Source organism: Clostridium sp. CM027 (genome assembly GCF_024730565.1).
GTDB classification, from domain to species: Bacteria; Bacillota; Clostridia; order Clostridiales; family Clostridiaceae; genus Clostridium_AD; species Clostridium_AD estertheticum_B.
Window position 1 is genome coordinate 2,649,026 of the sequence record NZ_CP077725.1, and the last position, 13,282, is coordinate 2,662,307.

7 protein-coding genes, 5 tRNA genes, 3 rRNA genes and 1 other RNA gene are annotated in these 13,282 nt (G+C 38.6%); all 16 read right to left on the bottom strand.

Annotation, left to right across the window (positions count from 1 at the left end; translation table 11 throughout):
* Nucleotides 1-2 precede the first annotated feature (2 nt).
* A tRNA-Arg gene (locus KTC92_RS12435) sits at nt 3-79 on the bottom strand.
* A 17-nt stretch (nt 80-96) separates the two neighbouring features.
* Nucleotides 97-170 (bottom strand) — tRNA-Gly (locus tag KTC92_RS12440).
* Nucleotides 171-181: 11 nt separating this feature from the next.
* Nucleotides 182-265 (bottom strand) — tRNA-Leu (locus tag KTC92_RS12445).
* Between the two features lie 7 nt (nt 266-272).
* Nucleotides 273-347, bottom strand: a tRNA-Glu gene (locus KTC92_RS12450).
* 35 nt (nt 348-382) lie between these two features.
* Nucleotides 383-499, bottom strand: a 5S ribosomal RNA gene (gene rrf, locus KTC92_RS12455).
* A gap of 236 nt (nt 500-735) precedes the next feature.
* Nucleotides 736-3,661 (bottom strand): 23S ribosomal RNA (locus tag KTC92_RS12460).
* Between the two features lie 292 nt (nt 3,662-3,953).
* Nucleotides 3,954-5,471 (bottom strand): 16S ribosomal RNA (locus KTC92_RS12465).
* The 16S, 23S and 5S rRNA genes sit together here with 4 tRNA genes alongside, the layout of an rRNA operon.
* 736 nt (nt 5,472-6,207) lie before the next feature.
* Entirely contained in the window at nt 6,208-6,462 is a 255-nt protein-coding gene (locus tag KTC92_RS12470; RefSeq protein ID WP_216304595.1) for a pro-sigmaK processing inhibitor BofA family protein, read from the bottom strand.
* 71 nt (nt 6,463-6,533) lie between these two features.
* The gene (locus KTC92_RS12475; protein ID WP_216304594.1) at nt 6,534-6,815 is read right to left on the bottom strand and encodes a DUF2508 family protein; all 282 of its coding nucleotides are present in this window, start codon (nt 6,813-6,815) and stop codon (nt 6,534-6,536) included.
* 60 nt (nt 6,816-6,875) lie between these two features.
* Nucleotides 6,876-7,472 (bottom strand): recombination mediator RecR, encoded by a 597-nt coding sequence (gene recR, locus KTC92_RS12480; protein ID WP_165414975.1) that lies wholly within the window; start codon nt 7,470-7,472, stop codon nt 6,876-6,878.
* A gap of 42 nt (nt 7,473-7,514) precedes the next feature.
* The gene (locus KTC92_RS12485; RefSeq protein ID WP_165414974.1) at nt 7,515-7,853 is read right to left on the bottom strand and encodes a YbaB/EbfC family nucleoid-associated protein; all 339 of its coding nucleotides are present in this window, start codon (nt 7,851-7,853) and stop codon (nt 7,515-7,517) included.
* A 227-nt stretch (nt 7,854-8,080) separates the two neighbouring features.
* A complete protein-coding gene (gene dnaX / locus KTC92_RS12490; RefSeq protein WP_220287849.1) occupies nt 8,081-9,694 on the bottom strand; it encodes a DNA polymerase III subunit gamma/tau in 1,614 nt (537 codons plus the stop codon).
* A 300-nt stretch (nt 9,695-9,994) separates the two neighbouring features.
* Nucleotides 9,995-11,404, bottom strand: a complete 1,410-nt coding sequence (gene ltrA, locus KTC92_RS12495; protein ID WP_258280593.1) for a group II intron reverse transcriptase/maturase — start codon at nt 11,402-11,404, stop codon at nt 9,995-9,997.
* Nucleotides 11,405-11,866: 462 nt separating this feature from the next.
* Nucleotides 11,867-12,132: signal recognition particle sRNA large type (gene ffs / locus KTC92_RS12500), an RNA gene on the bottom strand.
* A gap of 10 nt (nt 12,133-12,142) precedes the next feature.
* Nucleotides 12,143-12,232, bottom strand: a tRNA-Ser gene (locus KTC92_RS12505).
* Between the two features lie 208 nt (nt 12,233-12,440).
* A complete protein-coding gene (lgt, locus tag KTC92_RS12510; RefSeq protein ID WP_220287557.1) occupies nt 12,441-13,208 on the bottom strand; it encodes a prolipoprotein diacylglyceryl transferase in 768 nt (255 codons plus the stop codon).
* Nucleotides 13,209-13,282: the final 74 nt, after the last annotated feature.

The following is a 13,282-nucleotide window of genomic DNA, read 5'->3' on the forward strand; positions in this document are numbered from 1 at the left end:
TATGGTGCGTCTTAAGGGATTCGAACCCCTGGCCCACGCCTTAGAAGGGCGTTGCTCTATCCAACTGAGCTAAAGACGCATATTAAATAAATAAAATGGAGCGGGTAGAGGGAATCGAACCCTCGTAATTAGCTTGGAAGGCTAACACTCTACCATTGAGTTATACCCGCTTATATAAATATGGTGCAGGTGAAGGGACTTGAACCCCCATGCCGTAAAGCGCTAGATCCTAAGTCTAGTGCGTCTGCCATTCCGCCACACCTGCATACATATGGTGACTCCTAGGGGAATTGAACCCCTGTTACCACCGTGAAAGGGTGGTGTCTTAACCGCTTGACCAAGGAGCCTTATAAAATACTTAAATATTCTTATTTTAGTATTGACCTGGCGACAACCTACTCTTCCACAAGGTCACCCCTGCAGTACCATCGGCGCATTGAAGCTTAACCTTCGTGTTCGGTATGGGAACGGGTGTTACCTTCATGCCATAATCACCAGATTTATTTTCAGAAACAATAATTGAGAATCTACCGTCGTTGACTACGGATATTAGATATAAAATATATTCTCATTATTATCTCTATATAGAGAAATTTCACTTTCTTTACAGAAAAGTATTCTCTCAAAATTGCACAGTGAATTAATCTTCTTCCTTTGTCAGAAGCTTAGTTTCTTTCTTACGAAAGAAATGGTTCCTGCAGAAGAAGTATATCGCATTACTTTTAATTATATATTTAGGTCAAGCCCTCGACTTATTAGTATTAGTCAGCTGAACATGTTACCATGCTTACACCTCTAACCTATCAACCTGGTGGTCTTCCAGGAGTCTTACTAACACCGCACTTACGTGCGAGTTATGGGAAATCTCATCTCAGGGTGGGCTTCACGCTTAGATGCTTTCAGCGTTTATCCCTTCCAAACATAGCTACCCAGCGATGCCACTGGCGTGACAACTGGTGCACCAGAGGTTTGTCCATCCCGGTCCTCTCGTACTAAGGACAGCTCCCTTCAAATTTCCTACGCCCGCGACGGATAGGGACCGAACTGTCTCACGACGTTCTGAACCCAGCTCGCGTGCCGCTTTAATGGGCGAACAGCCCAACCCTTGGGACCTACTTCAGCCCCAGGATGCGACGAGCCGACATCGAGGTGCCAAACCTCCCCGTCGATGTGGACTCTTGGGGGAGATCAGCCTGTTATCCCCGAGGTAGCTTTTATCCGTTGAGCGATGGCCCTCCCACGAGGTACCACCGGATCACTAAGCCCGACTTTCGTCCCTGCTCCACTTGTAAGTGTCGCAGTCAGGCTCCCTTCTGCCTTTGCACTCTTCGCGCGATTTCCAACCGCGCTGAGGGAACCTTTGGGCGCCTCCGTTACTTTTTTGGAGGCGACCGCCCCAGTCAAACTGCCCACCTAACAATGTCCTGTGACCAGATTCATGGCCTCCAGTTAGAACCTCAGTACTGTCAGGGTGGTATCCCAAGGATGACTCCACACAGGCTGACGCCCATGTTTCTCAGTCTCCCACCTATCCTGTACAGACAATACCGAAATTCAATGCTAAGCTACAGTAAAGCTCTACGGGGTCTTTCCGTCCAATCGCGGGTAGCAAGCATCTTCACTTGCACTACAATTTCGCCGGATGTGTTGTTGAGACAGTGCCCAAATCATTACGCCATTCGTGCGGGTCGGAACTTACCCGACAAGGAATTTCGCTACCTTAGGACCGTTATAGTTACGGCCGCCGTTTACTGGGGCTTAAGTTCATACCTTCGCTTGCGCTAAGTAATCCCCTTAACCTTCCAGCACCGGGCAGGCGTCAGCCCCTATACATCAGCTTTCGCTTTAGCAGAGACCTGTGTTTTTGCTAAACAGTTGCTTGGGCCTATTCTCTGCGACCTACTTACGTAGGCACCCCTTCTCCCGAAGTTACGGGGTCAATTTGCCGAGTTCCTTAACAACAATTCTTCCGATGGTCTTAGGATTCTCTCCTCACCTACCTGTGTCGGTTTGCGGTACGGGCACCAATATCCTCGATAGAGACTTTTCTTGGCAGCGTGGAATCAGATACTTCGGGAATAAATTCCCTTCCCCATAACATCTCAGCGTTAAGAGCAAACGGATTTGCCTGTCTGCTCCGCCTAAATGCTTAGACACACATCCAATAGTGTGCACATCTTATCCTCCTGCGTCATCCCATTTCTAATAACGTCCATTGGTGGTATCGGAATATCAACCGATTGTCCATCACCTACGCCTTTCGGCCTCGGCTTAGGTCCCGACTAACCCTGAGAGGACGAGCCTTCCTCAGGAAACCTTAGGTTTTCGACCGTTAAGATTCTCACTTAACTCTCGCTACTCATGCCAACATTCTCACTTCTGTACCGTCCACCACTCCTTACGGTATGACTTCAGCCAGTACAGAAAGCTCCTCTACCGCGTACACAATTGTGTACACCCATAGCTTCGGTGGTAAGTTTTAGCCCCGGACATCTTCGGCGCAGGATCTCTTGACTAGTGAGCTATTACGCACTCTTTAAATGAGTGGCTGCTTCTGAGCCAACATCCTAGTTGTCTTAGAAATCCCACATCCTTTTCCACTTAACTTACACTTTGGGACCTTAGCTGATGGTCTGGGCTGTTTCCCTTTTGACTACGGATCTTATCATTCGCAGTCTGACTGCCGAAATAAAAGTATATGGCATTCGGAGTTTGATAGGGTTCAGTAACTGTTGTCAGCCCCTAGCCCATTCAGTGCTCTACCTCCATTACTCAATTAATCGACGCTAGCCCTAAAGCTATTTCGAGGAGAACCAGCTATCTCCGAGTTCGATTGGAATTTCTCCGCTATCCACAGCTCATCCCATGGTTTTTCAACACCAACGTGGTTCGGACCTCCACGGAATTTTACTTCCGCTTCATCCTGGCCATGGATAGGTCACCCGGTTTCGGGTCTACGACATGCAACTATGCGCCCTATTCAGACTTGGTTTCCCTTCGGCTCCGTACCTTAAGTACTTAACCTTGCTACATATCGTAACTCGTTGGCTCGTTCTACAAAAAGCACGCCGTCACACATATAAAGTGCTTCGACCGGTTGTAGGCACACGGTTTCAGGTTCTATTTCACTCCCCTTCCGGGGTTCTTTTCACCTTTCCCTCACGGTACTTCTTCACTATCGGTCACTAGGTAGTATTTAGCCTTGGGAGGTGGTCCTCCCAGCTTCCCACAAGGTTTCACGTGTCTCGTGGTACTCTGGATTAGATCTGACTGTTTTTCCTTTTCATTTACAGGCCTATTACCTTCTGCGGAGCAGCTTTCCAGCTATCTTCAATTAAGGAATTGCAGTATTTATGATCTATCCTCAACCCCCAGATCAAAGACCTGGGTTTGGGCTCTTTCCCTTTCGCTCGCCGCTACTTAGGAAATCGATGTTTCTTTCTCTTCCTCCGGGTACTTAGATGTTTCAGTTCCCCGGGTCTACCTCTGCATACCTATTTATTCAGTATGCAGTACATAGTTGTTACTATGTGGGTTCCCCCATTCGGAAATCTTTGGATCACAGGCTATTTGCGCCTACCCAAAGCTTATCGCAGCTTAACGCGTCCTTCTTCGGCTCCTAGTGCCAAGGCATTCGCCATGCGCCCTTTGTAGCTTGACCTTGATTCTGTCTATTTACATAGACGGTTATATTAATTTTGCGAAATTGTATTAAATTAATTTATAAACTACTTGCGTAGTTTTAATTTTTTTAAAACAACTTTTTTCACTGTGCAATTTTCAAAGAACATTTTAAGAAAAACTATTCATTATCTAACTCCTAAGAGTTAGATAAAATTAGTCTCTCAAAATTAAACAGAGAACTAGGTACGATTAATTACAATAGATATTTTTGAAGAACAAATTAATATTCTTCTATTGCATCGACCGAAGTCAATACATCTACTCCCTAGAAAGGAGGTGATCCAGCCGCAGGTTCTCCTACGGCTACCTTGTTACGACTTCACCCCAATCATCAATCCCACCTTCGGCCGCTGGCTCCTTACGGTTACCTCACGGACTTCGGGTGTTACCAACTCTCATGGTGTGACGGGCGGTGTGTACAAGGCCCGGGAACGTATTCACCGCGACATGCTGATTCGCGATTACTAGCAACTCCGGCTTCATGTAGGCGAGTTGCAGCCTACAATCCGAACTGGGATGAGTTTTTGAGTTTGGCTCCACCTTGCGGTCTTGCATCTCTTTGTACTCACCATTGTAGCACGTGTGTAGCCCTAGACATAAGGGGCATGATGATTTGACGTCATCCCCACCTTCCTCCCGGTTAACCCGGGCAGTCTCACTAGAGTGCTCAACTTAATGGTAGCAACTAATGATAAGGGTTGCGCTCGTTGCGGGACTTAACCCAACATCTCACGACACGAGCTGACGACAACCATGCACCACCTGTCACCCTGTCCCGAAGGACTTCGCCCATCTCTGGGTTATGCAGGGGATGTCAAGTCTAGGTAAGGTTCTTCGCGTTGCTTCGAATTAAACCACATGCTCCGCTGCTTGTGCGGGCCCCCGTCAATTCCTTTGAGTTTTAATCTTGCGATCGTACTCCCCAGGCGGAATACTTAATGTGTTAACGGCGGCACCGAGGTTCGACCCCCGACACCTAGTATTCATCGTTTACGGCGTGGACTACCAGGGTATCTAATCCTGTTTGCTCCCCACGCTTTCATGCCTCAGCGTCAGTTACAGTCCAGTAAGTCGCCTTCGCCACTGGTGTTCTTCCTAATCTCTACGCATTTCACCGCTACACTAGGAATTCCACTTACCTCTCCTGCACTCTAGACACCCAGTTTCAAATGCAGCACCCAAGTTAAGCTCGGGTATTTCACATCTGACTTAAATGTCCGCCTACGCATCCTTTACGCCCAGTAAATCCGGACAACGCTTGCCACCTACGTATTACCGCGGCTGCTGGCACGTAGTTAGCCGTGGCTTCCTCCTCTGGTACCGTCATTATCGTCCCAGAAGACAGAACTTTACAACCCGAAGGCCTTCATCATTCACGCGGCGTTGCTGCGTCAGGGTTTCCCCCATTGCGCAATATTCCCCACTGCTGCCTCCCGTAGGAGTCTGGACCGTGTCTCAGTTCCAATGTGGCCGATCACCCTCTCAGGTCGGCTACGCATCGTCGCCTTGGTGAGCCGTTACCTCACCAACTAGCTAATGCGCCGCGGGTCCATCTCAAAGTGGAATTTTCCGAAGAAAAATCCTTTGATGTTTCGATCATGCGACCAAAACATATTATGCGGTATTAATCTCCCTTTCGGGAGGCTATTCCCCTCTTTGAGGCAGGTTACCCACGTGTTACTCACCCGTCCGCCGCTAATCCACCCCGAAAGGTTTCATCGCTCGACTTGCATGTGTTAGGCACGCCGCCAGCGTTCGTCCTGAGCCAGGATCAAACTCTCAATTTAAAAGTTTACACTTTTTTAGTTGAAATGATTAATCTGCGACAACTGTTAAGTTGTTACGCAAGCTCATTACATACTTTTAGTACTTTATACTAAAGTAATTAACTGGTTTAGCGAAATATTATTTCGCTATCTTTACCTATTTCTCTGTTTAATTTTCAAAGACCAATTTGTTTCGTCATTATGTGACGACCTCTACTATTGTACTAGGTATTTCTTGTTTTGTCAACATTTTTTTATTATTATAAAAATGTGTTTTTAAAGTAATATTCAAATGTTAACTTATCAATTTTCACCTTTATCGTTACTCACTCATAGCGACAAGGAATATCTTATCATAGAATATGCTCTATAAAATTAAATTTAAAGCAATTAAAATAAACCAAGTTTCGCATTCTTGAATTTTTAAACTTTTTCTCTATATATCTTATATTGATACACCAGGATAGTTATTTTAATAATACTTACTAGTATTTAATAATTAAATATCTCATACAATAATTTCAACAATTATCACATATATTAAATGTTCTCCTTAACGGGCTATAAATATACCATTATAAAGTCTTTTATTTATAAAAGATTAAATTATCGCCTGCGGAGCTGCACTATTATAAAATTAACCTTACCCTAATTTTATAATTTATTAACAAATAACAAATAGAGTAATACCCCTTATAAGAGATATTACTCTATTTGTTATTTCTTATTTATATAAACCACCACTACTACGGTAACATCACATTAACATTCTAAAAATTATTAAAAATATTACTCCTGGTACTCCTAAAAATCCTGCAATTAGTGCCGTTACAGCATTTATTGGAATTACTATACCTACATACTTGCCTAGAAAATTAGCAAGCAGCAATAGTAAGACACCAAAAACACAATTCAATATTAATTTAACCAGTATTTTTAGTGGCCAAGAAAAGAGCTTGACTACAATTAACATCCCCACTATACCAATTAAAAAATATAATGCTATATCCATATCTCAATCCCCCTATGTAAATCTTTAATTTCCCTTTTTTTATTATGTTTCTAACTTACTTTAAATTTTTTTTATCTCTTCATGCTAGCACCAATCTCCTCGATCATGTAGCTAGCATCAATAGTTACACCCTTTCTTCTAGCTTCCAATAAAAAATATATGTATCTAGCTTTAGATTGATCTTCTCTATAAATTGCATAGTCTACAAGTCTAGGGTCATCTGCCACTTGAAAGTATTTTTTTGCAGTTTCCCACTCAAGTTTGGCTTCTTCTAATTGGATAATAATATCCTTTTGTTCCTGTGTATATTTTAAAGTTGAAAATAATATTTCAATTATTTTTTTTCTATTCATAATAAAAACCTCCCATTTTATATCTTCTCTAAATTCTTGACATAAAACAGGAGTAATATTCTATATTTCTTTTCTTCCTTCTAAAGCTTTAGAAAGGGTTACTTCATCTATATATTCTAAATCTCCACCAACGGGGATACCATGTGCAATCCTTGTGACTTTTGCGCCTAAAGGTTTTAATATTTTAGATATATACATAGCTGTAGCTTCCCCCTCTATGTTGGGATTCGTTGCTACTATTACTTCGCTAACTTCTCCATTAATCCTTCTTATCAGTTCTCTTAATTTTATATCTTCAGGGCCCCTTCCTGACATAGGCGATATTGTCCCATGAAGAACATGATAAACCCCATTAAATTCCCTTACTTTTTCCATAGTCATAATATCTTTTGGATCTTCAACTACACATATGGTGCTCTTATCCCTATTAGGGTTAGAACAAATTGCGCAAGGGTTTGTATCTGTAAAACTTCCGCATATAGAACAGTATTTTACGGTCCCTCTAGCTTCTACCAGTGCATGAGCAAACTCTTCTACTTCTTCCTTTGGAAGATTTAGAACAAATAAAGCCAGCCTCTGAGCTGTTTTTCGCCCTATACCAGGCAATTTGGCAAATTCTTCTATAAGTTTTTCTATTGCTACTGGATATAAATCCAATCTAGTCACCTCATAACAATGTAGTTTTTAAGCTACTGTTTATTAGAACATTCCTGGCATGTTCATTCCACCTGTTAATTTACCCATTTCATTACTTGATTCATCTTCTGCTTTCTTTAGAGCTTCATTACAAGCACTCATAATTAAATCTTCTAGCATTTCAATATCATCTGGATCTACTACTTCTGGTTTTATCTTCACTTCAACAAGTTGTCTCTTTCCGTTAGCTATCGCGGTTACCGCTCCACCGCCAACAGATGATTCAAATTTCTTGTCTCCTAAGTCTTTTTGCATATCTTCCATTTGTTTTTGAAATTTTTGAGCTTGCTTCATTAAACTATTCATATTTCCACCCATACCTGGAAATCCACCTTTTGCCATAATAGTTACCTCCTATATATTAGTTATTCAAGTTAATATTATAATATTTATCTCCTCTAGATTTGCAACTACTAAAATTTAATTTAAAAGTTTATAATCTAAAAGGAAACATATTGCTAATCCATTATAACTTTCTATATTATTATATACTAATACCTATAATAATTTCCATTAAATAAATAAATATTTTTTATTAATAATATGCATTTATTCTAGGATCCTAGACTTTATTCATCTAGTACTTCCACAAGATCTTCTCCAAATGTTTCTTTTAGTATATCCTCAGGTGATCTAGCCTGTATTTCATCAGATTCTATAGTATATTTTATTTTTACTGGTTCTTTTAGTGATTCAGAAAATATTTCTTCTATTATATTCCTATTATCCTCTTTCTCTAATCTAATTTTATTAAAGGCATATTGCTTTTCGTAACCTAGTTCTATTACACCTCCATCGCATGACACAATTTCTCCTGTCATTAAAGACGCATATATAACCATATGTCTTCGTGCTTTAAACATATCTAAAATATCCTTAAAAGATTTTTTTACAATGTCGACGGTTAAATTAGAGTTAGCATTATGCTTTTGTACTGGTCTTATTTCTGTTTTTTTATTTGTTTTACCTTTTAAGGGACTACTCTTTTCGGAAACTCTAGGAGTTACACTTTCACATGCTACAGTTATCTTTCCTTGTTTAATTATTTCCTCTAATTTGTTTATTCTAGATAATAGTACTTCTTTTGATGTGTCATACTCTATTTTGCACATTTTAATAACTGCAAGCTCTAAATAAATTCTATTTTGCTTACTCCATTTAGCTTGTTCCTGCGCATCTTGAAGTATCTTTATATTTCTCATAATCTCTTCTACTCTAATTTTAGCTGCTTGCCTTTTTAAAATATATATATTTTCACTGGACATATCTAAAATATCCTCTACATTTTCACTTACTTTAGCCATCAAAAGATTTCTCATATGAGTGGTCATATCTTTTATAAATACATATATATCCTTACCACTAATAACTATTTCATTTATGACCTTTATTGCCCCTTCAATATTCCTATCTATTACACTTTCCGAAAGTTTTATAAGACTCTCAGACGTTACAAGTCCTAACATATCTATAACATTATCATATTCTACCCTGCCGTCATTCATTGATATGGCTTGGTCTAGAACGCTTAGGGCGTCTCTCATTGCTCCATCAGAAATTCTTGATATTAATTTTAAACTATTATCGTCGACAAAAATGCCTTGCTGCTCAACAATTTTTCGAAGTCTTTCAAATATATCTGCACTTTTTATTCTTTTAAAGTCAAATCTCTGGCATCTTGATAGTATTGTTATTGGTAATTTTTGAGGATCAGTTGTGGCTAATATAAATATTATGTGGCTCGGCGGTTCCTCTAGTGTTTTTAAGAATGCATTAACTGCCCCTATGGATAACATATGAACCTCATCTATAATATAAACTTTATACCTAGCTTCCTGTGGTGGATACTGAACATCCTCAATTATATCGCGAATATTATCTACTCCATTGTGTGATGCCGCGTCTAGCTCAGTAACATCTATCGCTGTTCCTGCATTTATCTTCTTACACATTTCACATTCATTGCAAGGCTCTCCATGATCCGAATTTAAGCAATTAACCGCTTTCGCTAGTATCTTAGCTGTTGAAGTTTTTCCCGTTCCTCTTGTGCCACATAAAAGATATGCGTGAGCTATTCGCTCGCTATTTATTTGATTTTTTAAAGTTATAGTCACATGCTCCTGACCTACTACATCTTGAAAAGTTTTTGGTCTCCATTCTCTATATAAAGCTTTATACGCCACAAATTTCACCTCTTTTAAGTATGGTATTTGTTTTTATCGCAATTCCTTATTGATTTGTAAACTTAACTATTAAAATCCCGTATTCTCTTATTTAAATAATTATATCATTTAAATCAAAATATTAGTTTATATTTATATAAAAAATAAAATCATATTCCACATGACTAATTTATATTTAACAATTAATTTAAATTTTATTTATAATTCTCAAACAATCGAGTAGGAGCTAAATAATTAATTTATTTAGCGACCTCTCACACCACCGTGAATACCGTTCGGTACACGGCGGTTCAATAGAAATTAATGTTTTAATAAATATGTCTCAGATATAGAAACTAATCCTATATTTTTAAGGTATTTATTGGTCAATGTTTTGTTTAATATAGGGCTATTGGATGTTCTCCAATAGCCTTTCCTTGTATTTGCATATTGCAAAGCTTTATTGTTTGGTATTCCTAATTTAACAAGGTTCCCATATTTTGTTTTAATCTTTTTCCATTGTTTCCAAAAACACATTCTAATTCTTCGCCTTAACCATTCATCAAGTGTTTTAAGAATACTTTTAATGTCTGCAATAGCAAAATAATTTATCCATCCAACTATCACTTGCTTAAGTTTCATAAACCTATATTTCATGCTCATCGCATTACTTCTTGAAGTTAATTCTTTTAGCTTTGCTTTGAATTTGATTATAGGTTTTTGAGGAACTCTCATTCTGTATTCACCTTTTGCCCGGTAAAATGAAAATCCTAAAAATTTAAGTTTCCAAGGTCTATCTACTGTACTCTTTTCTTTATTCACTCTAAGCTTTAACTTTTCCTCAATAAATCTCGTAATACTCTTCATTACTCTATTTGCTGATTTCTCACTTTTGACGTATATATTCGCATCATCAGCATATCTACAAAAGTTTAGTCCTCGTTTTGTTAGTTCTACATCGAGTTCATGTAACATTACGTTACTTAATAATGGGGACAAAGGCCCGCCTTGAGGTGCTCCTTCTTCTGTATTCATAAATACCCCATTTATCATCACTCCACTTTGTAGATACTTTCGTATCAGAGAAATTACTCTACTATCTTTAATATCTTCCGATAGTATCCTTATTAATTTATCATGATTTATCGTATCAAAGTATTTAGAAAGGTCTATATTCACCGTCCATGTATGTCCAGCATTAATATATCCCCTACATTTTTCAACAGCTTGTTTTCCACTTCTTAAAGGTCTAAAACCGTAACTATTATCAGAAAATTTCTTTTCATATACTGGTATTAGAGTTTGTGATATCGCTTGTTGAATAACTCTATCTAATACAGTAGGTATTCCAAGTAGCCTAATTCCACCGTCAGGTTTTGGTATTTCTACCCTTCTTACGGCTAGAGGTCTATATCTACTTTCTAATAATGATTGCCTTAATTCTTGTCCATGCTCTTTTAGATAATGTAGAAGTTCATCTACTGTCAAACCATCAATCCCATGACTTCCTTTATTGGCTTTTACTCTTTTATATGCTTTATTCATATTATCTCTCGATAATATCTGCTCGAGTAAACCATTATCATATTCATTCACATCGTTTCTTCCTTCTTCTGACATAGAGGAAATACTATGCACTTCTACATTACCTTCGAGTTCCACTCTATTCTCTCGTAGAGAGCCTTCTTTATGAAGTTGTCTGCTTTTATCATATTTTCTCGTATCCTTCAAAATTCCAAAACCTCCTATTGTTCAGTCCTTCCCACGCTAACGCGTTTTGCATGGTACTATGACGTCTGCTGACTTCTGATAGTTCAGCCATACATCACTGTATGGGTTGTTATTTCTAAATTCATATCCACAACTTACCTATCAGATCTCCCCGGGTAAGAACGCAATCTTTCACTCCATCTATCTGCTACATTTACACCACTTGTTTCGAATAGTTTTGGGCTTCGTTTTGTATTGCAAACTTACCCACAAGCATATGCCTTATATGTAGTTTCTGTTCGTCAGACCGGAGTTTGGCCGCCAACTTCCTTCAGATTCCATCTCACGATGGACACCCTTGTCTTAAGCTATGCACTTGGCACTATTAACCCGTGCTAGGGACTTTCACCCATTAGATTGCGCCCATGCCGGGCGCACAATAAAAAAGATGCCTTTATAGGCATCTTATATTTTTTATGTAAACCGTACACCTCGCTTCGATATATAAACTATGCGCGTTACCTATACAGTTAGCTCAAACCAGGTTGCTCCACGGCACATGGAAGGTTTCACTTACCGCTGCTTCCTTCCGGATCTCACGGGGTTCATGAATTTCCATTGCGTGGGACCAAGTTCTCAACACCACTTATATAGGGCAGACCACACATTTTATAACCTATGCGAGGAATTCACCCCTGCTGTAGCGGATTGCAGGTTACAGGGCACCGCTAACTCCCCGGCTAGTACGGAAATATAAACTGGTGGAAAAAGAGGGATTCGAACCCTCGGTAGAGTCGCCCCTACACACGCTTTCCAGGCATGCTCCTTAAGCCACTCGGACATCTCTCCATAAATTGTTTTAATCTTTGTATACACATAAGTAGTGCAACATAAATAATTATACTATTAATAAATAGTAATTTCAATAGTTAATTGCTAAAATATTTTTCGAATTTTTTTCTAATCATTAATATTGTATTATCTTATATTTCTCAATCTACTTATATATATACATATTTAAATAATTATTTGTATAATTTATAATGATTATTATAAATTAGTGGCATGAATCCCTTCTCTTACAGTTTATAGCAAGAAATATAACCCATAAAGCAATTCCTACTAAGCTTATTAGCTGTGCTACCCTTAGATCTCCAAACATTAAACTATCAGTTCTTAATCCTTCTATAAAGAATCTTCCTAAGGAATATAATCCTATATAGCTAAAAAACACCGTTCCTCTCTTAAGTGTTTTTGTTAATAAATAAATCAGCAATAAACCTACCATAACATTCCATACTGATTCATAAAGAAACGTTGGGTGATAATAAACTCCTTCTATTAACATTCCATTTTGTATAAAATCCGGGAATTTGCTTATAAAGCCTTGAGTAACCGGCCCACCATGAGCTTCACTATTAAAGAAATTCCCCCATCTGCCTATAGCCTGTGCAATAATTATAGATGGTGCTGCTACATCTACAAATTCTAAAAGATTCTCTTTTTTATATCTTGTATATATTAACGCTGCTATCATACCAAATATAATCCCACCATGGATAGCAAGCCCACCTTGACGTGTATTGAACACTTCTATTAAATTATCTTTATATTGATTAAATTCAAAAATCACATAATAAGCTCTAGCTCCAATAATCGCTATTGGGAAAGATATTAGTACAATATTTAGAAATTCATCATAATCAACATCTTTTAACTTACAAGTGTAATTTGCCAATATAATTCCAACCATCATTCCTATCGAAATAAGAATACCGTACCATCTAATTGTGAGTCCAAATATATTAAAAGCTATTGGTTCCATAAGTAACCTCTCCTTTTATATTAATATTTCGTCATTTGTTCATAAAACCATTAATACAGATAATAAAAAATCAA